The 23685-nt window shown below is 67.8% G+C and carries 13 protein-coding genes and 1 pseudogene; 13 read left to right on the top strand and 1 reads right to left on the bottom strand.

Going from position 1 to position 23685, the window contains the following annotated elements:
- Positions 1-157 precede the first annotated feature (157 nt).
- The 13 genes and pseudogenes from ACQP06_RS00725 (at position 158) to ACQP06_RS00785 (ending at position 20170) form a co-directional block, all read left to right on the top strand.
- A complete protein-coding gene (locus ACQP06_RS00725; RefSeq protein ID WP_433669721.1) occupies positions 158-1246 on the top strand; it encodes an alpha/beta hydrolase in 1089 nt (362 codons plus the stop codon).
- Between the two features lie 174 nt (positions 1247-1420).
- Entirely contained in the window at positions 1421-2467 is a 1047-nt protein-coding gene (locus ACQP06_RS00730; RefSeq protein WP_433669723.1) for an alpha/beta hydrolase, read from the top strand.
- Positions 2468-3052: 585 nt separating this feature from the next.
- Positions 3053-4012 carry an alpha/beta hydrolase gene (locus ACQP06_RS00735; protein WP_357275140.1) on the top strand — a complete coding sequence of 320 codons (960 nt, stop codon included), beginning with the start codon at positions 3053-3055 and terminating at the stop codon, positions 4010-4012.
- 87 nt (positions 4013-4099) lie between these two features.
- Complete coding sequence (locus tag ACQP06_RS00740; protein ID WP_433669725.1) at positions 4100-5110, top strand: alpha/beta hydrolase; 1011 nt, start codon at positions 4100-4102, stop codon at positions 5108-5110.
- 127 nt (positions 5111-5237) lie between these two features.
- Positions 5238-6263: an alpha/beta hydrolase gene (locus ACQP06_RS00745; protein ID WP_433669726.1), complete on the top strand. Its 1026-nt coding sequence runs from the start codon at positions 5238-5240 to the stop codon at positions 6261-6263.
- Between the two features lie 142 nt (positions 6264-6405).
- Positions 6406-8190 (top strand): annotated as a pseudogene (locus ACQP06_RS00750) (alpha/beta hydrolase-fold protein); the annotation flags it as partial.
- 490 nt (positions 8191-8680) lie between these two features.
- Positions 8681-9196 (top strand): DUF732 domain-containing protein, encoded by a 516-nt coding sequence (locus tag ACQP06_RS00755; RefSeq protein WP_433669727.1) that lies wholly within the window; start codon positions 8681-8683, stop codon positions 9194-9196.
- On the top strand, positions 9193-10176 hold the full coding sequence (locus ACQP06_RS00760; protein ID WP_433592406.1) for a cutinase family protein: 984 nt from the start codon (positions 9193-9195) through the stop codon (positions 10174-10176). The genes ACQP06_RS00755 and ACQP06_RS00760 overlap by 4 nt, the downstream gene beginning before the upstream one ends.
- 412 nt (positions 10177-10588) lie before the next feature.
- Entirely contained in the window at positions 10589-12511 is a 1923-nt protein-coding gene (fadD32, locus tag ACQP06_RS00765) for a long-chain-fatty-acid--AMP ligase FadD32 (RefSeq protein WP_433592407.1), read from the top strand.
- A gap of 104 nt (positions 12512-12615) precedes the next feature.
- Positions 12616-17745, top strand: a complete 5130-nt coding sequence (pks13, locus tag ACQP06_RS00770; RefSeq protein ID WP_433669729.1) for a polyketide synthase Pks13 — start codon at positions 12616-12618, stop codon at positions 17743-17745.
- A gap of 52 nt (positions 17746-17797) precedes the next feature.
- On the top strand, positions 17798-19342 hold the full coding sequence (locus tag ACQP06_RS00775; protein WP_433669730.1) for an acyl-CoA carboxylase subunit beta: 1545 nt from the start codon (positions 17798-17800) through the stop codon (positions 19340-19342).
- Between the two features lie 83 nt (positions 19343-19425).
- On the top strand, positions 19426-19902 hold the full coding sequence (locus tag ACQP06_RS00780) for a hypothetical protein (RefSeq protein WP_433669732.1): 477 nt from the start codon (positions 19426-19428) through the stop codon (positions 19900-19902).
- A gap of 61 nt (positions 19903-19963) precedes the next feature.
- Positions 19964-20170, top strand: coding sequence for a DUF5988 family protein (locus ACQP06_RS00785; RefSeq protein WP_433669734.1), 207 nt, complete (start codon positions 19964-19966; stop codon positions 20168-20170).
- Between the two features lie 85 nt (positions 20171-20255).
- Here the strand turns inward: ACQP06_RS00785 and ACQP06_RS00790 are convergent, their stop codons facing one another.
- The gene (locus tag ACQP06_RS00790) at positions 20256-23615 is read right to left on the bottom strand and encodes an arabinosyltransferase domain-containing protein (RefSeq protein WP_433669736.1); all 3360 of its coding nucleotides are present in this window, start codon (positions 23613-23615) and stop codon (positions 20256-20258) included.
- Between the last annotated feature and the right edge of the window lie 70 nt (positions 23616-23685).

Genomic DNA, 23685 nt, shown 5'->3' on the forward strand with positions numbered 1-23685 from the left:
CGTTTCCGCCGAATAGTGGCGCCGGTCACTTCTGTCACGAACCGATAACGAACACCTCTCCAACGCACGATAGGCTCCCCGAGACCTTCCGCCGGGAGATGACGGACCGGCGGGAATTGCACGGATATGAACAGGACACGAAAGGCCGGACGAAGGCATGCGAGGCGAGTGGGTTAGACGTCCATCAATGGGCGGCGGATGGTTGAAACGATCGGCACTCGGGCTCGCCGCGGCCCTCATGGTTCCCCTGGGTGCGACGGTGGCCGGGGTCGGCGGGATCGCGCACGCGGCCTTCAACCCCTCCGGGTTCGACTTCTGGGTCGACTCGGCCAGCATGGGCCCGGTCAAGACCCGCGTGTTCCGCGCGGCTGACGGCAACACTGCCCGCGTCGTCTACGCCCTCGACGGTATGCGTGCCACCCAGATCCTCAACGGCTGGGAGAACGACACCGACGTCGTCCGCGCGCTGACCGCCGCGAACATCAACGTGGTCATGCCGGTCGGCGGCGAGTCCAGCTTCTACGCCGACTGGGCCGAGCCCAGCTCCATCCTCGGCATCGGCGGCGGCAGCGGCTCGGCCGGTTCCTCCTCGGGCTCCGCCTCGGGCTCGCAGTCGGGTTCCGGCGCGTTCGGCCTGTTCGCCGGCGGCCCGGGCAAGAGCTACCGCTACACCTGGGAAACCTTCATCACCCAGGACCTCCGTAACGCGCTGCGCGACCGGCTGGGCTTCAACCCCAACCGCAACGGCGTGTTCGGCCTGTCCATGGGTGGTTCGGGCGCGCTGACCCTGGCCGCCTACCACCCGGACCAGTTCAGCTACGCGGGCTCGTTCTCGGGCTACCTGAACGTCTCCGCGCCGGGCATGCGTGAGGCCATCCGCGTCGCCATGATCGACGCCGGCGGCTACAACGTGGACTCGATGGCCCCGCCGTGGGGTCAGCAGTGGCTGCGCATGGACCCGTTCGTGTTCGCGCCGCGCCTGATCGCCAACAACACCCGCCTGTGGATCTCCGCCGCCAGCGCCATCCCGGCCGCCGGTGACGTCTCCGGCGTCATGTCGGTCATCCAGGGCATGCCGCTGGAGGCGCTCGCGCTCGCCAACACCCGGGCCTTCCAGGTCCGGATGGCCACCCTGGGCGCGCAGAACGTCACCTACGACTTCCCGGCCAGCGGTGTGCACAACTGGCGGAACTGGGAGGCCGAGGTCTACCGGATGCTCCCGGACCTCTCCAACAACATCGGCTAGAACACCGCGCTTCAGCGCGTCAAGTCCCCCGGGCGTAGGTCAAGATCTGGACTCGCCCGGGGGACTCGTGCGTCGACACGCCCGACACGCCGACGCGGACGTCCGATACTTGAGCGGTTCCGAAGAGAAGATCGTTCTGCTGGATCGTCTGTGCTCCGATGAGAGGCTGGGTCGATGCGGGTGCGTGGCTTCAAACGAACTGTGCTGGGTATCGCAACGGCGATGTTGCTGCCACTAGGCGCCGGGGTGGTCGTCTCCCCGCCCGCATCAGCCGGTTTCAATCCCTCGGGATTCGACTTCTGGGTCGATTCTCCCGAGATGGGCCCGATCAAGTCGCGGATCTTCCCAGCCGCCGACGGGAATACCAACCGCGTCGTCTACGTGCTCGACGGCGAACGCGCCCAGGGCGACCTGAACGGCTGGGAGATCAACACCAATGTCGCCGAGGTCCTGCAGAGCTGGAACATCAATGTGGTGATGCCGGTCGGCGGCCAGTCCAGCTTCTACGCGGACTGGGATTCGCCCAGTTCCTTCTTCGGCCTCGCACCCGGCAGCGGCTCGTCCGCGCGGAATTCCGGATCCGGCATGACCGAGGCGCTGGGCAGCGGTGAGGGCAAGAGCTACCGCTACACCTGGGAATCGCTGCTCACCAATCAGCTGCGCTGGGGATTGCGGGATCGCCTGGGCTTCAATCCGAATCGCAATGGCGTGTTCGGATTGTCGATGGGCGGCAGTGCCGCGCTCACGCTGTCGGCGTACCACCCCGACCAATTCAGTTTCGCCGGATCATTCTCCGGTTATCTGAACATTTCCGCGCCGGGTATGCGCGAGGGCATTCGCGCGGCCATGATCGACGCCGGCGGTTACAACGTCGACTGCATGGCACCGCCGTGGGGCCCGCAGTGGTTGCGCATGGATCCGTTCGTCTTCGCGCCCACCCTGATCGCGAACAACACTCGCGTCTGGGTCTCGGCCGGCAGCGGCCTGCCGATGCAGCAGGACCTGAACATTCCGTTCGGCGCGGCCGCAGACCGCATCGTTCGAGGCACCCCGCTGGAGGCGTTGGCGCTGGCCAATACCCGCGCGTTCCAGGTCCGCATGATGACGCTGGGCGCGGGCAACGTGGTCTACGACTTCCCGCCCGCCGGGCTGCACGCCTGGACCAACTGGCAGGAAGACGCGTACCGGATGATTCCGGACATGTCGGCGAATATCGGCTGACGTCCGAAATCCGCGCCACCGCAACACGGTTCGACACGAGTTCGCCCGATGTTCGATCAGCGGCATGAGACCGAGTCTCATGCCGCTGTTTTGTTGTGCCTGGTCGGAGCGTGTGCGAGGCATTGCCCGTGCATCGGAGACATTGCCGGCCAGCTGGATTGGAGGCTGCCGATTACCGGCTGAGCTGTTGTCATAGGAATGGCGAATAGACGGGTGAGTGACACAAGTCACTGGTGCTGAATCGCTGTTTGTGCATAGGCGAAATGCGAGTTCGTGTACGCGTCGGATGCGGTTCCCGTCAGTGCCGCGACACTCGCGAGTCGGCGTGTTTCTCATTGTGCCGAAAGATCATTCGGTCCTGTTGCCGAGAGTGGGCTCCGTGACATATTGTCACGCGGAACCAATCTGATGAGGTTGTCGGGGATCTCGCTGTCCGGTGATGTCGCGGCCGATGTCGGCTGCACTCATGGGGCGGGTTGGCCGTCAGCAGCGAAGTAGCCGGAGTAAAAGAAAGCAGGATTCATGAGGTTCGGCAGGAACGGGGGGAGTACTGCGGCGCGTCCGACACGCGGTGCGGGTACATGGATGAGGCGGACGCTGGTCGCATCGGTCGCCGCTCTCGCACTGCCGGTGGTGGTGGGCGGCGCTCCGGCGCAGGCCCTGCCCGCTCATGGCATCACCCACCGGATGAACCCGGGCGCCACCGAGGACCTGATGGTTCCCTCGAGCATGGGCCCGATCAAGGTCCAGGTCCAGTGGGCCCGCAACGGCGGCAACGGCGCGCTCTACATGCTCGACGGCATGGCCGCGCGTGACGACCGCAACGCGTGGAGCTTCGAGACCAACGCCAACCAGCAGTTCTCGAACGACGACATCACCCTGGTGATGCCGGTCGGTGGTCAGTCGAGCTTCTACACCGACTGGCTGGCCCCGAGTAACACCAACGGCCAGAAGTTCACCTACAAGTGGGAGACCTTCCTGACCAAGGAGCTGCCCGCCTTCCTCGAGGGCTACGGCGTCTCCCGCACCAACAACGCGGTCGTCGGTCTGTCGATGAGCGGTGGCGCCGCGCTCGCGCTGGCCGCCTTCCACCGCGACCAGTTCAAGTGGGCCGGCTCGTACTCCGGCGCGCTGAACGTCTCCGCGCCCGGTATGCGGGAGGCCCTGCGCGTGGCCGTCCTGCGCTGGGGCGCCTACAACATCGACTCGATGGCGCCGCCGTGGAGCCCGCAGTGGCTGCGCATGGACCCGTTCGTGTTCGCCCCGCAGCTGCGTGGCCTGCCGATGCGTATCTCGGCCGGTGGCGCGCTGCCCGGTGAGTTCGACCGGCCGGCCAATGTCGGCGCGGTGTTCGACACCGGCGTCGGTATGGGCATCGAGGCGGTCTGCCTGCTCAACACCCGCTCGTTCCAGGCCCGCCTGGCGCAGCTGGGCATCCCGGCGGACTTCGACTTCCCGGCCACCGGCACCCACTCCTGGAAGTACTGGGAGGCCGAGCTGTGGAAGTCCCGCATCGGCATCCTGCAGGCGCTGCACGCGATCTGATCTTCCGATAGCCCGAATGCCGGTCACCCCCTGGGGTGGCCGGCATTCGCCGTTTCCCGGACGGGTTCGAAAGCTAATGTGGCACAGGTGGTATCGCGACGACGGCGCTCGTGCCGGATCAGGGGGACGGTCGCTATCGCGGCGGCCGTCGCGATAGTGCTCACCGGCGCTCCGGCCGCGGCGGATCCCGCGCCCGCCGCGGCGCCCGTCATCAGTCAGGTCACCCCGCTGGGGGCGAGACGTGTTGCGCTGTGGGTGGATTCGCCCGCCATGCGCGACCGCGTGCAGGTGCAGCTGCTGCTGCCGCGCGATTGGGACGCCCGGCCCGCCGCCAAGTTCCCGGTGCTGTTCCTGCTGGACGGGACGCGGGCCAGCGATCAGGAGAGCGGCTGGACGAAAGAGGCTGGGGCGCAGTCGTTCTACGCTGACAAGAACGTGGTGGTCGCCCTGCCCGTCGGTGGCGCGGCGAGCTACTACACCGACTGGAGACAGGCTTCGGAGGGTAAGGCAAATCGGTGGGAAACGTTCCTCACCAAGGAATTACCGCCGCTGCTCGAACGCGACTGGCGCACCACCGATGTGCGCGGCATCGCGGGACTGTCGATGGGTGGTGCGGCCGCCATGACGCTGGCCGCGCGGAACAAGGGCTTCGCGCGTTTCGCGGCCTCGTTCTCCGGTCTGCTCACGGCCACGACTATCGGTATGCCGCAGGCGATCCAGCTCGCGCAGCGGGCGGCGGGGGAGAACAACGCCGACTTCATGTGGGGGCCGCCGGGCGCCGCGGAGTGGTCCGCGCACGATCCCTACGAATTGGCCGAACGGCTCAAGGGCGTCAGCCTCTACATCTCCAGCGGCAGTGGGTCCGGGGGTGTCCGGGGTGGTGCGACGATCCCCGGAGTGAGTACCGACTGGTCCGGTACGGCGCTGGAAATCCTGGCGCGCATGTCATCCCGGCAATTCGCCGCGAAACTCGACAAATTGAGCATTCCGGTCTCGGTGAACTACCGGGCGGCCGGCACGCACGCCTGGCCGTACTGGGATTTCGAGATGCGACAGTCCTGGCCGCAGGCCGCGGCCGCGCTCGGTGTGGAGCGGTGATCGAAACACGCGCCTGCTGAACGGGATACCCGCCGGTTACCTCCGAGCCGTCTGTAGAGTGCACCGTTGTCCGTGACTCCCGTCACGTCGGTGTGGTTCCCCCCTGCGGTTCAGGAGATCGATCTCTATGGCAGTACAGGGCGCTTCGTCATGCCCACAGCACGGTTCGGTTCGGCTCACCACGCGCGCTCGCGTCCGAAGGTTCTGGCGGCGCGCCCTGGTCACGGCCCTGTCGGTGGCCGCGGTCCCGGCGTTGGCCGGGCCCGCGGCCGCCATGCCCACGCACCCGGTGCATCGCACCCCCGAGGGCGGATTCGAGGAGCTGTACGTCCCCTCGAGCATGGGTCCGATCAAGGTTCAGGTGCAGTGGGCGCGGCACGGCGGCAACGCCGCGCTGTACCTGCTCGACGGGCTGCGTGCCCGAAATGACTTCAATGCCTGGACTTTCGAGACGGATGCCTTGAAACAGTTCGCCGAGGACAACGTCACCCTGGTGATGCCGGTCGGCGGCCAGTCCAGCTTCTACACCGACTGGCGCGCGCCCTCCTCGACCAACGGTCAGAAGCTCACCTACAAGTGGGAGACCTTCCTGACCGAGGAGCTGCCGGCGTTCCTCGAGGGCTACGGCGTCTCCCGCACCAACAACGCGGTGGCAGGACTGTCCATGGGCGGCTCGGCGGCGCTGGCGCTGGCCGCCTACCACCGTGACCAGTTCAAACACGCGTCCTCGTTCTCGGGCTATCTGAACATCTCCGCGCCCGGGATGCGGGAGGCGATCCGGATCGCCATGCTCGACGCGGGCCGCTTCAATGTGGATTCGATGGCCTGGCCGTGGAGTCCGCAGTGGCTGCGCATGGACCCGTTCGTATTCGCGCCGCAGCTGCGCAATCTGCCGCTGTTCATCTCCGCCTCCTGGGGCGTGCTCGGCCCGCACGACAATCCGGACTCGGCGACCGGAACGTTCAATACCGTGAATGCCGTTGCGCTGGAGTCCTTGTCGATGGTGAACACCATGTCGTTCATAGGCCGCATGGAGCAACTGGGCATCGACGCGCACTACAACCTGCCGGTCCAGGGCACCCACTCCTGGGGCTACTGGCAGGACCAGTTGGCGGAAGCCCGGCCCGACATCCTGGCCGCGCTGGGGGCTTGACGCCCGGCACGGACCGGCAACTGGGCGTTTGCTGCGGAACGGCAGATTTGCGTGTGTCCTACCGGAACTCACAAGGTTCCGGAGGTACAACACTAATGTGGCTGGAGTTGTCCGTGGGATCAGAACAGGGCGCATGCGCAGGATGGCATGCGCCATGGCGGCGGTATTTCCGCTGATAGCGGGCACTTTCTTGGTGCCGGGGGTGGCAAGCGCCGCCCCCGAGGCCCCGGCTCCGGCGGCCTCGGTCCAGAAGATGAACTGGGTGAACGACCACCGGGTCGATGTGTGGGTGAACTCCCCCGCGACCGGTTCCCCCCTCCAGATTCAGCTTTTGCTGCCGCGTGACTGGAACACCAAGCCGGACGCCAAATTCCCGGTCGTCTACATGCTCGACGGCCTGCGCGCGACCGACGACGAGAACGGCTGGACCAAGGACGCGGGCGCGGCCGGCTTCTACGCCGACAAGAACGCCCTGGTGGTGCTGCCCGTCGGTGGCCAGTCCAGCTTCTACGCCGACTGGCTGGCCCCCGACAACGGCCACAACTACCAGTGGGAGACCTTCCTGGTGAAGGAACTCCCGCCGCTGCTGGAGAGCCAGTTCCGGGCCACCGATGTGCGTGCGGTGGAGGGCCTCTCGATGGGCGGCACCGCCGCCATGATGCTGGCCGCGCGCAATCCGGGCTGGGTCCGCTCGGCCTCCTCCTACTCCGGGTTCCTCACCCTGACCTCGCTGGGCATGCCGCAGGCGGTCAACTTCGCCATGCACGACGCGGGCGGCTTCGACTCGTCGAAGATGTTCGGTCCGCCCACCAGCGCCGCCTGGAAGGAACACGACCCCTACGAGCAGGCCGAGAAGCTCAAGGGCACCGCGCTGTACGTCTCCAGTGGCAACGGCGTCGCGGGCGCCACCGACCCGCTGTCCGACATTCCCGGTATCAGCACCAACTACGCGGGCCTCGGGCTCGAAGTGCTGTCGCGGCTGAGCACCCAGAACTTCGTGGCCAAACTCAGCAAGCTGAACATCCCGGTCTCGGTGAACTACCGCGCCTCCGGCACCCACACCTGGCCGTACTGGGATTTCGAGATGCGTCAGGCCTGGCCGCAGACCGCGGCCGCGCTCGGCGTGGACTCCACCCCGCCCAACTGCAGGACCGGTGGCGCGATCGCCCCGGTGGTGCAGGGAAACAACTGGCTCGGCGACTGCCTCACCGGCGAATACCCGACGACCGGCGGCGTCGGCCAGGACTTCCGCGGCGGCCGGGTGATGTTCTCGCAGGGCACCGGCGCGCAGCCGGTCGCGGGCGCGATCGGCGGCAGCTACGCCGGACTGGGCGGCGCCACCGGCGCTCTCGGCTTCCCGACCGGCGGCGAGGGCGGACTGCCCGACGGCCGCGGCCGGGTGCAGCACTTCCAGAACGGATCCATCTACTGGACCCCGCAGACCGGAGCCCAGGCGGTGCGCGGCGCGATCCTCGGCGAATGGGCCCGGCAGGGCTTCGAGTACGGCCCGGCGGGCTACCCGAACGGGCAGGAGGCGCGCACGCCCCAGAAGGACGGCGTGATCCAGAGTTTCGAGAACGGTCCGGTGTACTTCACCGCCAAGACCGGCGCGCATCTGGTGCAGGGCCTGATCCTGGGCAAGTACTCCCAGCTCGGATTCGAGAGCGGCCCTTACGGTTTCCCGACCAGCGGTGAGCAGGGGCTGCGCGACTTCGGCCGCTACAGCGCCTTCGAGGGCGGCAATATCTACTGGAGCCCGCTCTCGGGCGCCTGGGGTGTGCGCACCGGTCAGATCATGGACGCCTGGGGCGCGACCGGATTCGAGAACGGACCGCTCGGCTTCCCGATCTCCGACGAGGGCCAGACCCCGGGTGGCCTGCAGCAGACCTTCCAGGGCGGCACCATCACCATCCACGACGGCCGCGCCGTCGCGGCCACCTTCGACGGGCGGCCCATCGCCATCCCCGGCAGCGAGGCGCCCAAGCCCGACCCGGCTCCGGCGGCGGCTCCGGCCGCCACTCCGGCTCCGGCTCCCGCGAACGCCCCGGCTCCGGCCCCGGCCGAGGTTCCCGTGCCGGCGGCAGCCGCTCCCGCCCCCGCGGCACCCGCTCCCGCTCCGGCGGCGGCCGCTCCCGCCTCGGTACCGGCCCCGGCGGCCGCTCCGGCTCCGGCCGCGGTCCCGGCTCCGGCGGCGGCTCCGGTCCCGGCCCCGGAACCCACTCCGGCCGAACCGCCGTCCCCGGCACCCATCCCCGCGCTGGGCCCTGAAGTCCGTCCCAACTGAGACTTTTCCGACGAACAGACCCTAATCGGCCCTAAGAAACGGATGAGGGTCCGCTGTGGTTCGGGCTCCACGTCCGGGTTGCGGCTAGCCTGGGGGCGACCTTTGCCCTTGGACAGAAATAGGAAGCGAATAGATGCACGGAACCCGTGGAAAGGTATTCGGCGTGGTGGCCGCCCTCGCCGCCGCCGGCCTGCTCGCCGCGTGCGGTAGCAATGACTCGACCGCCAAGAGCACTCCCACGCTGAGCGCCACCAAGACCACGGCCGCCGCCTCCGGTGCCGCCACGCCGTCGGCCGATCAGCAGGCCCCCTCGGCCGCGCCCGACGGCGGGACGACCCAGCGCCCGGAGCCGATCCCGAGCCAGTTCCTGACCACACCGCCCGGTTCCCCGGCGCTGACGGACAAGGAGAAGGGCTTCCTCGAGGAGCTGAAGAAGGCCGGCATCACCCCGGGTTCCTCGGACATCGCCATCACCGCGGCGAATCTGGTCTGCCAGGGCAAGGCGGAGAACGCGCCGCAGGACCAGATCATCACGTACGTGACCGCCATCGCCGGCTCCGACCCGGCCTTCGATCCGGCCAAGATGTCGGTCGAGCAGGCGGGTAAGACCTACTACGACGTCGCCACGAAGAGCTACTGCAACAAGTGACGACACGACGCCGAAACGGACGACGCCGGACCCGGCCCGTAGGTTGCCTGCTCCTCGCCATCGCCGCGATCGTGATCGTGGTCGTGGTGGCGCTGCTGCTGTGGTACCTGCTGGCCGGCCGGCTGCGGCTGCCCGGCCCCAAGCCGCCGGGACCCACCCGTCCGAGTTCGCAGCCGGCCGCCTGCCCGGATGTGCTGCTGCTGTCCATTCCGGGCACCTGGGAGTCGAACGCCACCGACGACCCCTACAGTCCGACCGCGAACCCGGCGTCGCTGATGTTGAACATCTCCAACCCGATTCGGGCCAAGTTCCCGAACGAACGGCTCGAGGTCTACACCGTTCCCTACGTCGCCCAGTTCTCGAATCCGGTCGCCATTCCGCCGGACGGGCAGGCGTCGTACAACAACAGCCGGTCCGAGGGCGCCAAGCGGGCTTCGGAGAAGCTGGCCAAGACCCACGCCGACTGCCCGCTCACCACCTTCGTGCTGGCGGGCTTCTCGCAGGGCGCGGTGATCGCGGGTGACGTGGCCGCGCAGATCGGCGCGGGCAAGGGCCCGGTGCCCGAGGACCTGGTGCTGGGTGTGACCACCATCGCCGACGGCCGCCGCGATATCGGCGACCCGGGCGAGGCCACGGCCATCGGACCGTCCCCGGCGGGCGTCGGCGCGGAGATCGCGCTGCGGGGGCTGAACGTGCCGGGCATCACCATGACCGGACCGCGCGGCGGCTTCGGCAAGCTGTCCGACCGGGCCTTCACCATCTGCGCCGCAGGCGATTTGATCTGTGATTCGCCCCGGCAGGCGCTCAACCCCGGGAACATCCTCGGCAGCCTGAACATCCTGGTCAAAGCCGCGGGCAACCCGGTCCACAGCCTGTACAACGGCTACCAGGTGGACGACAACGGGACCACCGCCACCCAGTGGACGGTGAACTGGGCCTCCGGTCTCATCGAAAACGCCCCGCACCCAGCGCATACGTGAGTGAATGGTGACCCCCACCGACCAACCCCCCAGTTTGGGGGTCACCCGGTAAAGTGCTCCGGGTTGCGACACTGCCGAGACCCGGTGGGTGCGGCAACTCACATCCCTGTCCTAGTTGTGTCCTATCCGGGGCGCTCCCCACCCATTTGGAGGCATTCGCGCCGGTGAAGCCATAGTCCAGTGGTGTGAGCTGGGAGATGTTCGGCCGCTCCGAAGCATGGCCGGATCGCTCCTCTGTAACATGTCCCTGGCTCGAGAACATCTAGCCAATAGACGGTCACCGCGCAGACCGCAACGAAATTCTGCAGGTTGTCTCTCATGGAGCTCCCGCGGGCGAACACAGTCGGGGCCTCACAGGTAACAGCGGCAAGCAGCCGTTCCATGCCGCGTGTGCCTCGGAGGAGAAGAAGGAATGGACGAGACTTTCGACGATTACCTCGACGAAACGGGGAACATCACGATTCCCGAGGGACGTACCCTCGTCGACTACGTCGAGATGCACACTGCGGGCAATGACGCGAACGACCTTGCCTACCGCTACATCGACTACTCACGCGAGCGCGACGGTGAGTATCAGGACCTCACTTGGAGCCAGTTCGGCACCCGGCTGCGCGCGGTGGCCGCCCGACTGCAGCAGGTGACCAAGCGGGGCGATCGGGTCGCGATCCTGGCCCCGCAGGGCCTGGATTACGTCATCTCCTTCTTCGCGGCGATCTACGCGGGCACCATCTCGGTGCCGCTGTTCGATCCGGACGAGCCGGGCCACACCGACCGGCTGCACGCCGTGCTCGGTGACTGCACGCCGTCGGCGATCCTCACCGCGAGCTCCTCCGCCGCCGGTGTGCGGCAGTTCTTCCGCGCGCTGCCCGCGGCCCAGCGCCCGCGCATCATCGCGGTCGACGCCATCCCCGATAGTGTCGGTGAGTCCTGGATCCGCCCCGACATCCGCGTGGACGACATCGCCTACCTGCAGTACACCTCCGGCTCCACCCGCGTGCCGGCCGGTGTCGAGATCACCCACCGCGGTGTCGGCACCAATGTGCTGCAGATGGTGAACGCGCTTGATCTGAACGAGAACTCGCGCGGTGTGACCTGGCTGCCGCTCTACCACGACATGGGTCTGCTGACGGTGATCCTGCCCGCCGTGGGCGGCAAGTACATCACCATCATGTCCCCGGCCTCCTTCGTGCGCCGCCCCTCGCGCTGGATCAACGAGCTGGCCGCGGTCTCCGACGGCGCCGGAACCTTCGCCGCCGCACCGAACTTCGCGTTCGAGCACGCCGCCGTGCGCGGTCTGCCCAAGGCGGGCGAGTCGCTGGACCTGTCCAACGTGCTCGGCCTGATCAACGGCTCCGAGCCGGTGACCACCACTTCGATGAAGAAGTTCAACGAGGCGTTCGCCCCGTACGGCCTGCCCAAGACCGCCATCAAGCCGTGCTACGGCATGGCCGAGGCCACCCTGTTCGTGTCGGCCACCCGGCACGAGGACGAGGCCAAGGTCATCTACGTGGACCGCACCGAGCTCAACGCCGGTCGCGTGGTGAAGGTCGAGCAGGGCACCGAGAACGCCATCGCCCAGGTCTCCTGTGGTTACGTCTCGCTGTCGCAGTGGGGCGCCATCGTGGACCCGGAGACCGTCGACGATCCCGAGGGCGCGCGTGAGCTCCCCGAGGGTCAGGTCGGCGAGATCTGGTTGCACGGCAACAACATCGGCATCGGCTACTGGGGCCGCGCCGAGGAGACCCAGAAGACCTTCCGGAACCGCCTCACCAACCGCCTGCCCGAGGGCAGCAACGCCGGCGACGTCCCGCTGGACGGCAACTGGCTGCGCACCGGTGACTACGGCGTCTACGTGGACGGCGAGCTGTACATCACCGGCCGCGTCAAGGACCTGGTCATCGTGGACGGCCGCAACCACTACCCGCAGGATCTCGAGTACTCCGCCGAGGAGGCCTCGACCATGCTGCGTGCCGGTTTCATCGCCGCCTTCGCGGTGCCGGCCAACCAGCTGCCCGCCGAGGTCTTCGCGCAGGACAGCCACTCCGGTCTGAGCTACGACGCCGACGATGCCAGCGAACAGCTGGTGATCGTGGCCGAGCGCGGCCCGGGTGCGGGCAAGGCCGATCCGGGTCCGATCGCGGACGCGGTCCGCGCGGCCATCTCCACCCGGCACGGTGTCACCGCACGTGACATCCTCCTCGTGCCCGCCGGGTCGATTCCGCGTACCTCCAGCGGCAAGATCGCGCGTCGGGCCTGCAAGGCGGAGTACATCGGCGGGACGCTGCGGGGTGGTTACAAACAGCAGGCATTCCCCGATGCACCAGACGAGGAGTGAGACGACAGTCTCATAGTTGGATGGCGCGAGCCGATAAGGTTCGCGCCATTCATGCATGAAAACACCGCCGCGCACCGTAAGCAGACAGGTAGCTTGAGGAACTGATGGCTGAGAACGAGGGCACGGACCCCACCCAGACGACCGGTGAAGCGTCGACCCCGGATGCCGCGAAGAAACCCGCGGTGACCGACATGTCGGTGGCGGACCTGCGGGAGTGGTTGCGCCGCTGGGTCGCCGACGCGACCGGGCAGCCGATCGACAACATCACCGTGGACCGGCCGATGGAGGAATTCGGCCTGGCGTCCCGTGACGCTCTCGCGCTGGGCGGCGACATCGAGGAGCTCACCGGGGTCGTGCTGAACGCGACCATCGTGTACCAGCACCCGACCATCGGTTCGTTGGCGGAACGAATCATCAATGGGGAGCCCGACCTTCCGGCCGACGCGGCCGACGACTCGTTCTACACCCAGGGCCTCCAGCCCGGCGAAGCGCACGACATCGCGATCGTCGGCTTGTCCACCCGTCTGCCGGGTGCGGGTGATACACCCGAATCCACCTGGGAATTCCTGATCAACCGCGGCGACGCCATCCGCGACCTACCCGAGGGCCGCTGGTCGGAGTTCCTGACCGATCCCCGCGTCGCGGAGCAGGTCGCCAACTCGAACGTCAAGGGTGGTTACCTCGACCAGTCCGTTCTCAAGAGCTTCGACGCCGAGTTCTTCGCCACGTCGCCGGTCGAGGTCGAGCGGATGGATCCGCAGCAGCGGCTCGCGCTCGAGCTGACCTGGGAGGCGCTCGAGCACGCCAGGATTCCCGCCAACACGCTCAAGGGTGAGCAGGTCGGCGTCTTCATCGGCTCCACCGGCAATGAGTTCGGCATCATCGCCGGCATGGCGGCCGGGAACGTCGATCCGGGCACGCCGCTCTCCGCTGAGGGCTACGTCATCATGGGTGCGGTTTCGGCCATCATCCCGAACCGCGTCTCTTACTTCTTCGACTTCCGTGGCCCGTCGGTGGCCGTCGACACCGCGTGCTCGTCGTCGCTGGTCGCGGTGCATCAGGCGGTCCGGGCGCTCCGCGGTGGTGAGGCCGATGTGGCGCTGGCCGGCGGCGTGAACGTGCTGCTGTCCCCGGCCGCGACGCTCGCTTTCGACGCCAATGGCGGTGTGTCGAAAGACGGTCACATCAAGGCGTTCTCGTCGGACGCCGATGGCATGGTGCGTTCCGAGGGCGCCGGTCTCGTGGTCCTCAAGCGCCTGGCTGACGCCGAGCGCGACGGCGACACCATCTACGCGGTCGTCAAGGGCTCCGCGATCAACAGCGACGGCCGTTCCAACGGCCTGCTGGCTCCCAACCCGGACGCCCAGGCCGAGGTGCTGCGCCGGGCCTACCGCGATGCCGGGATCCTGCCGTCCATGGTCGATTACCTCGAGGCGCACGGCACCGGTACTCCGATCGGTGACCCGATCGAGGCGGATGCGCTCGGCCGGGTCCTGGGCCGGGGCCGCGAGGCGGACAAGCCCTTGCTGCTGGGTTCCGCCAAGACCAATTTCGGTCACCTCGAGGCCGCCGCGGGCGCGGCGAGCCTCGCCAAGGTGATCATGGCGTTGCAGCACAACGTCATTCCGCCGCACATCAACTACGCCGGTCCGAGCCCCTTCATTCCGTTCGACCAGGCGCACCTGAAGATCACCGATCAGTCGACGGAATTCCCGCGCTACAGCGGTAAGGCCACCATCGGCATCAACGGCTTCGGCTTCGGTGGCACCAACGCGCACGTCGTGGTCCAGGAGTACGTGCCGGTCGCGGCCGCGCCCGCCGCCGCCGACGACGAGGCGCCCGCGGATCAGGACGTCGAGAGCACCGATGTGGTCGCCGAGGCCGAGGCCATCGCGGAAGCCGCTGTGCCGGAGCCGGAGTGGGGCCATCGCGAAGAGCCGATGCCGCTGATCATCCCGGTGTCGGGCTACCTGCCTTCGCGCCGCAAGCGTGCCGCCAAGGATCTGGCCGACTGGCTGGAATCCGAAGCCGGACAGGCCACTCCGCTCGCCGATGTGGCCCGCGTGCTGGCCAAGCGCAACCACGGTCGTTCGCGCGGCGTGGTCGTCGCCAAGACGCACGAGGAAGCCATCGCGGGCCTGCGGGCCATCGCCGAGGGCAAGCCGGGCAACAGCGTCTACACCGCCGATTCCCCCGCCGCTCGGGGCGCGCTGTGGGTGATGGCCGGTTTCGGTGCGCAGCACCGGAAGATGGGCAAGCAGCTCTACCTGGAGAACTCGATCTTCCGCAAGGCTGTCGACCAGGTGGACGAGCTGGTCGTGGACGAGGCCGGGTACTCGGTTCGGGAGATGATCCTGGACGACGAGCAGGACTGGGACATCGGCACCGGTCAGGTCGGCACCTTCACCATTCAGGTGGGTCTGGCCTCGGTGCTGCGCGCGCACGGCGCCGAGCCCGAGGGCGTGGTCGGTCACTCGCAGGGTGAGGTTGCGGGAGCGTACATTTCGGGCGGTCTGCCGCTCGAGGACGCGGTCCGGGTGATCTGCGCGCGTTCGCGGCTGATGGCCGAGGGCGAGGCCATGATCACCGACGATCAGGTCCGCAACATGGCCCTGGTGGAGTACTCCGCCGAGGACATCGCCAGGCTGCAGGAGACCGAGTTCCCCGACATCGAGGTCGCGGTCTACGCCGCCCCCACCAACACGGTGATCGGCGGCATGCCGGACCAGGTGCACGCGATCGTGGCGCGCGCCGAGTCGGAGGGCAAGTTCGCCCGCGTGCTGCAGACCCGCGGCGCGGGTCACACCTCGCAGATGGACATGCTGCTGGGTGAGCTCGCCGCGGAACTGGCCGGCATCGAGCCCACCAAGCTCAAGCGCGACCTGTACTCCACCGTGCACGCGGCGGCCGTCTACCGCGGCGGCAACCCGCCGGTGCACGACGTCGACTACTGGGTCATGAACATGCGTGGCTCGGTGTACTTCACCAATGCCATCCGCCAGGCCGTGGACAACGGCATCACCACCTACCTCGAGCTGGCCCCGAACTCGGTGGCGCTCATGCAGGTGATGGGCACCACCTTCGCGGCGGGCGTGCACAACGCCGCGCTCATCCCGACGCTCAAGCGTAAGGAGGACGAGGTCGCCGGTGTGGTCTCCGCGCTGGCGCAGCTGTACGTGCAGGGTCACAAGGTGGACCTGGCCTCGCTGCTGCCCGCCGGTGATTTCGCCGCCGTACCGCGCACCGCGTTCCTGCGTAAGGAGTACTGGCCCAGGGTGACCGGCGGCTTCGGCGGCTCGGGCAACGCCGGGGTCCCGGGTGCGCACGTGTCGCTGCCGGACGGCCGCCACGTCTGGGAGGTGCAGGCCTCGGCCGTCACCGATCTGGCGGCGCTGGTGAATGCCGCTGCCGCGCAGGTGCTCTCGGATGTCACCGTCGGCGCCTCGCTCGCACACGAGGCGATTCCGGCCGATGGCACCCTGACCACGACGCTCACCCCGCATCCGGGCGGCGCGTCGGTGTCGGTGCACGCCAAGGCCGGCAACGCCTTCCGTCCGCTCTTCGACGCCGTCGTCACCTCCGGCGCCCCGCTGCCGGAATCGGCTGTGGCGCAGCCGGCCGTGGCCGTCGAGTCGGCTCCGGCAGTCGAGGTTGCCGAGGCGGCCGGTGAGCGCTGGGATCCCAACGGCACCCAGACCATCGAGGCGCGCCTGGCCATCATCGTGGCCGAGTCCATGGGTTACGCGGTCGAGGACCTGCCCATGGAGATCCCGCTCATGGAGCTGGGCCTGGATTCGCTGATGGCCATGCGCATCAAGAACCGCGTCGAGTACGAGTTCGACATCCCGCAGCTGCAGTTGCAGGCCGTGCGCGACGCCAGCCTGCTCGAGGTCGGCAAGGTGCTGCGCTACGCGCTGGAGAACCGCGAGCAGCTCGCGGACATCGCCGCCCGCCAGGCCGCCGGCGAGGACATCGCCGTCGACGCCGACTTCATCACCGCCGCGCGGACCGCGATGGCCGAGGGCAAGGATCCGGCGGCGCTGCTGCCGAAGGTCGAGACCACCTCTCCGGTGGCCGAGGCCGAGGCGATCGTCTCCGAACCTGTTGTCGCAGACTACGAGGCGTCCGCGCCGGTGGCCGAGACCGACGCCGACAACGTCCCGCCGCGCAACGCGCCCGAGCGACTGGTGTTCGCGACCTGGGCACTGGTGACGGGCAAGTCGGCAGGCGGCATCTTCAACCCGTTGCCGAAGCTCGACGACGAGTCCTTCGGCAAGCTGGTGGCTCGGCTGTCGGAACGTGCCAAGGCGCAGATCGATGCCGAGCGGATCCGCGCCTGCGACACCATCGAGCAGATGTCGGACGTGGTCGCGGAGTACCAGGAGCACAGTGACGACGTCGAGGGCTTCGTCCGTACCCTGCGTGCGAAGGAAGTCGGATCGAACGCCGTGCCGGTCTTCGTGTTCCACCCGTCGGGCGGTAACACCCTGGTGTACGAGCCGCTGCTGAAGCGGCTTCCGGCCGGAACGCCGATGTTCGGTTTCGAACGGGTCGACGGCACCATCGATGAGCGTGCGCGTCAGTACATTCCGGAGATTCGCAAGCGTCAGCCGGAGGGGCCGTATGTTCTCTACGGCTGGTCGCTGGGCGCGGTGTTCGCACTGACAGTCGCGCAGATCATGCGTGCTGAGGGCGCGGACGTTCGCCTGGTCGGTCTGATCGATCTGGCGATTCCAGTTGAGCCGGAGGTGGATACGCTCGAGGCGCGGGTGGAGCGCATGCGCCGGTACCAGTCCTTCGCGCAGAAGACCTACGGCTTCGCCGGTGAACTCGATGATGAGCAGCTGGAGGAACTGGCTGCGGCGTCGGACGAGGACCAGATCCAGATCATCATGGAGCTCGTGAAGTTCGCGGGTGCGAACATTCCGGGTGGTGTGATGGAGCACCAGCGCACCTCGTTCATCGAGGGGCGAGAACTTCAGAAGGTCGAGCTCTCGAACTACGACGGCGATGTGACGCTCTACCTCGCCGACCGCTACCACGACGGAATCATCGAGCTGGAGCCCCGCTTCGGCGATCGTCGCCCGAATGGTGGTTGGTCGGAGCACATTCCGGCGCTCGAGGTCATCCATATTCCGGGTGACCATCTCCAGATCATCGATGAACCGCGGATCGCGGCCATCGGTGCCGACCTCACCAAGAAACTCGGGGAGATCGACACCACCGGGAAATAGCACCACCGCGTCACGGGTTCTGCGAAAGTAGGTTTTTGCCGAAAGGAGTCCAGTGAGCACCACCGCCGATAAACTCGCCGACCTTCGAAGCAAGCTCGACATCGCGAGGGAACCGGCGGGGGAGGCAGGCATCGCCAAGCGGGCGCGGAAGTCCATTCCGTCCGCCCGCGACCGCATCGACATGCTGCTGGACGCCGGAACCTTCGTGGAAATCGGTGCGCTGGTGCGCAATCCGGGCGACAAGAAGGCGCTCTACGGCGACGGCGTGGTCACCGGGCACGGTTTGGTGGAGGGCCGCCCGGTGGCGGTCTTCTCGCACGACCAGACCGTGTACGGCGGTTCGGTCGGCGAGATGTTCGGCCGCAAGGTCGCCGGCATCATGGAATTCGCGGCCAAGGTGGGCTGCCCGGTGGTCGGCATCAACGACTCCGGCGGCGCCCGCGTGCAGGAGGCGGTGACCTCGCTGGCCTGGTACGCCGAGCTGGGCAGACGCCAGGAACCGTTGTCCGGCTTGGTGCCCCAGATCTCGATGATCCTGGGTAGCTGCGCGGGCGGCGCGGTGTACGCGCCGATCAATACCGACGTCGTGGTCGCCACCGAAGAGGCGTACATGTTCGTCACCGGTCCCAAGGTGATTCGCGAGGTCACCGGCGAGGATGTCAGTCTCGAGGAGCTGGGCGGCGCGAATTCCCAAGCGCAGTACGGCAATATCCACCACGTGGCCCGGGACGAGAAGGCCGCGTTCGAGTGGGTGCGCGACTACCTCGGCTACCTGCCCTCCAGCTGCCAGGAGTTGCCGCCGGTGGTGAATCCCGGTCTGGAACCGGAGATCACGGAGTCGGACCGGGAACTCGAGGCCATCGTGCCCGACGCCGACAATGCCGGCTACGACATGCACGAGGTCCTGCTGCGCATCTTCGACGACGGCGACTTCCACGAGTTCGGTGAATCCGCGGGCCGCAATGTGATCTGCGGTTTCGCGCGGGTGGACGGGTGCAGTGTCGGCGTGGTCGCCAATCAGCCCCTGGTCTACGCGGGCGCGCTCGACGCCCGGGCCTCGGACAAGGCCGCACACTTCGTGCGACTCTGCGACGCCTTCGAGATTCCGCTGGTCTTCGTCGTGGACACGCCCGGCTTCCTACCCGGCGTGGAGCAGGAGAAGATCGGCGTCATCAAGCGGGGTGGCCGGTTCATCTTCTCGTTCGTGGAGGCGACGGTCCCGAAGGTGACCGTGGTGATCCGCAAGTCCTACGGCGGCGGTTACGCGGTGATGGGCTCCAAGCAGCTGGGCGCGGATGTGAATCTGGCCTGGCCGACGGCGCGGATCGCGGTCATGGGCGCGGAGAGCGCGGTGTCGCTGATCGGGGCGAAGACCTTGGCGGCGGCGCCGGAGGATCAGCGTGCCGACATGCGCAAGCAGATGATCGATTTCTACAACGCGACGGTGGCGACGCCGTGGGTGGCGGCCGAGCGCGGCTATATCGACGCGGTCATCGAGCCGTCGAGTACTCGCCTGGAAATCCGGCGGGCGCTGCACTTGCTCAAGGACAAGAGAATTCCTCGCAACCCGCGCAAGCATCACCTGCTTCCGTTGTAGATTCCGAAACCATTGCGGGTCGCTCTCAGTTGTGAAAAGCTCGCATTTCATTTTGAAATGCGAGCCTTGGGAGCGAAGCGCTAATGGCTACCCGTCGAATTCGGCAACTCATCATCGGTGGCGCGGCCACCGCCGCCACCGCTCTGGCGGTCGTCTCCGCACCGACCGCGTCCGCGGTGACCTTCGGAATCACGGGTGTCAACGGCCTGGCGCACGTCGGCACGACGTATACCCTCAGCACCCATGTCGGCGGCACGAATGCGGGGACGCAGGTGGGCTTCTGGGTCGTGAACCCGGGTAGCAGCACCGTGGTCAGCCTCGGCGCCGTTCCGGTCGACGCCTCGGGCAACGCGAGTGTGACCTGGTCCCCGTCGGCAGCCGGGCAGTACACCTTCACCGCCAATGACGATCTCACTGTCGGCGCCAACGGCGGCTCGACGCTCAGCATCCAGGCCACCGCGGTGCCCGAGGGCAGCATGGGCGGCACCGGCAGCTTCAGTGCGATCCCGGTCATCGGCGGACCGCTGGTGACCTTGATGAAGCTGATGGGCCTGGTCTAGGCGGCTCGCCGATTGGGCTGAATCTATGGGCTGTAAGGCACGAATGTGAGAGCCTTCAGCTATGAGTACCTCACCGCTGGCGCTACTCGAAGGCGGGCCGGAAGGCCTCGAAACACGGATCGTTCGGATCACTCCACCGGGCGTCGAACTGCGGGTCGCGTACGGGAACGGGTACGAGCGTTTCAAAGTGACGTCACGGTGGCAGGACACTCCGGACGGCAGTTTGCCCGTCTACGAGTGGTTCGCCCACGTGGACGCCGAGAAGTAGCCGCCCCCGGAATTCGATCGGCCCGCATCATGGCAGTGGCCGCCCGCTTCGTCGCGGGCGGCCACCGAATGCCTGACGCCTCGGGTCAGAAGACCCGCATCTTGCCCGGTGACCAGAACCCGGAGCGGTTCACCACGTGGGTGTCGATCTGCGCCGGCTTGGGGAAGTCGCCCTTGCCCGGATCGGCCGGATTCGAGTAGTACGGCACGTACTGCTCCAGCGAACCCCAGTCGCGGTCGTAGTTGTCCTTCAGATACGTCGGGACCGTCTTCGACGACGCCAGCATCTGCGCCCAGCCCAGCGGGCCACCGAATTCCTGCGCCTGCCAGGTGTTGGTGGAACTGATCGCCAGCGGGCGATCGGGCAGGATGCGGTACCCGGGAGCCGCGTCGACCACACCGTTGTGGTGGTCGAACGGGTGTTGGCACGGGAACTGCAGGCCCACCGCCCAGTCCAGCAGGATCGGCTGCGTCCGGCCCAGGTAGCTGTCGAGCGACACCAGCTTCGGCACCCGCGGCGGCGTGAACGCCAGCCACTGATCACCGATCAGGATCGGGTCGTTGGCCCGGATGCGCACCACATTGGCGTCGTCGGACAGCGCCGAGAACGGGATGCGCAGGTTCCGCCAGGACGGCGCGGGGCCGATGTCCAGCGGTCGGTAGGCCCGGATCTCACCGAGGCTGCCGTCCGGATTCCGGTGCGCGTACTCCAGGAAGATGTCCTGGCCGTAGGTCATATTGCCGGTGTCGTCGAACGACATCGCGCGCCCGGCCGCCGAGATGACGATCAGCGGGGAGTCGTCCGAACGCTGCGGCAGCTGGTACCAGCTCGAGGTGAGCGAGGCGGGCTGCTGCACGCCGTCCTGGTAGCTGCCCATCACCGGGGTGGTGGCGGGGTCCAGGCCGAACGGCAGCGCCACGGTCGACCCGTTGACGCCCTGCGCGCCCTTGCCGCCGCCGGTGCCCGCGTTCTGGCCCTCCTCGAAGGCCGGGCCGACGGTCTGGGTGGAGGTGTTGCCGGTACCCGGCTTCACCTCGACGGCGTCCGCGTCGAGCTTGGTGGCGACCCCGTTGGGGGAGAAGCCGACCGGGTTCTCCCCGGCCAGCGGGTCGCCGTTCAGCGGCGGGTGGGCGGGGTCGATGATCGGGGTCAGGTTGCCGCTGTTGACATTGCCCTCGACCAGCACGTCATTGGCCAGGCCGCAGGTCTTGCCGGTGACCGCGTCGATGTTCGAGCGGGCCAGCGAATAGGCCGGGTACTGCTGCACCGCGCCCTTGAGCAGCGACACCACCTCGAAGATCACCATGAGCGCGGCGACCACGGTGAGCGGAATCGCGGCGAACCGGCGGATCCGCTTGCCGCGCCGGGTCTTCCCGTTCTCCATCGGCTTGGCGTAGCCCTCGCGCAGCGACTGCCAGGCCACCACGGCCAGCGCCAGCCCGAACAGCATGAGCATCAGGGTGTTGGACTGGAAGCCGTGCAGGGAGACGGTCTTGTCGTACCACGGCACGCCGTAGCTGGAGACGTACCAGTAGCCGTTGATGCCGGAGAAGGCGACGGCGAGGGTGAACAGCAGCCCGGCCAGGAAGACCGAGCGGTTCTTGCGGGACCGCAGCGCGGTGGCGGACACCGCGACGGCGGTCACCGCGGCCAGCGAGCCCGCGATGCCGGCGTACGAACCGAAGTGGTGGGTCCACTTGGTCGGGTTGAACATCATGAAGAAGATGGTTCCGAAGACCACGCCCATGAGGCGCCAGGTCGGCGCGCTCGCGATGCCCGGCACCTGTCGCCGGCGCAGCAGCACCAGCATGGTGGTCATCAGGCACAGGATCATGAGCAGGAACGCGAAGCGGCGGGCCAGCGAGCCGTCCACCGTCTCGACGAACAGGTAGTAGTAGCGCAGATAGTCCTTGTACCAGGCCAGGTTCGGCCCGGTCACCTGCCGCACCCGGTTGGCCTCCATGATCCCGGCGAAGGTCTGATCGGCGAAAACCGCCACCAGCACCAGGGTTCCGGCGGCCGTGATGGGGGCCAGCAGCGCCACGTCACCGAACTGCTTGCGCCGCCGCACCACGATGGCGACCAGCGGCCGGATGCCCGCGAGCAGAGCCGCGACACACATCAGACCGGTCGGCGCCGCCGCCAGCGTGAACGCCGCCACCAGCACCGCGACCGCGGCGGGCAGCAGTCGCGAGGTCGCGATGGCCCGCTCGATGGAGACCCAGGTCAGCAGTGCGCCCAGGGCCACGATCGGCTCCGAGCGCAGGCCGTTGTCGTAGGGCAGCCAGAAGGCCAGGAACACCAGGCCGCCGGTCCACAGCGCGACCTTGGACCGCGCCACCGCATTGCCCAGGCGCGGCACCACCTCGCGGCTGATCACCAGCCAGCACAGGATTCCGCAGAGCAGCGCGGGAATTCGCACCCACGGGCTGGCGGTGGAGACCTCGGCGAAGGCCTGGATGACGTAGTAGTACCAGCCGAACGGCGCTTCCGGCACGCCGAACCAGCGGAAGTAGTTGGCCAGGTAGCCCGCGTGCGGGGCGACCCGCACCATGGTCAGGATGTAGCCGTCGTCGGAGGTGTTGGCGCCCACGAAATGCCACAGCAGCAGGGTGCCGATGATGCCGCCGTCCGCCCAGGTCGGCTTCAGCCAGTGCGCGGGCAGGATGCGCCGGTGCCCGCGGCCGTCGCTGGTGTCCAGCACCGCGAGCGCGCCCATGGCCAGCAGGGTGAGCAGCACGGCGGCGATGATCGCGACCAGCTTGATCAGCGTCGGCGAGGACGAGTACCGCGAGTCCACCGTCATGTGGAACGAAAGGCCCTCCGGGACGCCGCCTTTCATATCGGTGAAGACGCCCACCACCTGCGGCCGCAGGTCGCCCAGCAGCCGGCCCTCGATCGGCACGGTGACCAGTTCCCGGCCGCCGTCGGGGGTGGTCTTCTCGACCGTGCGGGTGACGCCCTCGAAGCCGGCGTAGGTCTCCTTGCTGTCGGAGGTGATGACGAGCTTCGAGCACTCGTTCATCTCCGCGCGGGTGGCGGTGGCCACCACGGCATTCCGGTCCAGCACGTCCACGCTGTCGCCCGAGACGCGGACGAACATGGCCTCCAGGTCCGCGCCCTTGCCCTGCGGCGGCGCCGTTGCCAGCAGGATGCCGCCGCGCGGATCCAATTGCCCGACCGCGGAACAGGGGATGGTGACGTTCACGTCGATCGGCACCTGTGACACCAGTGCCGCCTGCACCGGATCGAGCGAACCGCGCTGCGGCCAGCTCACCTCCGCCTGGGTCTGCTGCACCGGCAGGAACGGCGTCGCCAGCGCGAACAGCGCCCCGAGCAGGCCCGCGACGATCGCTATCAGCTTCGCTACCCGGTAATCACGCGGGTTCGCGGGGTCGGTCGCCGGAGGGTTCGGCTTCGTGAGCACTGCGGAGGCGTCTGGCACGGTTGCTGATCGTATCTGTCCTCTCTGAGAGTGGCGGTGTTCACTGCCGCGCCGTCGCGGGCATGGTGTG

The organism is Nocardia sp. CA-136227 (assembly GCF_050955695.1).
In the GTDB taxonomy this organism is placed as follows: Bacteria; Actinomycetota; Actinomycetes; order Mycobacteriales; family Mycobacteriaceae; genus Nocardia.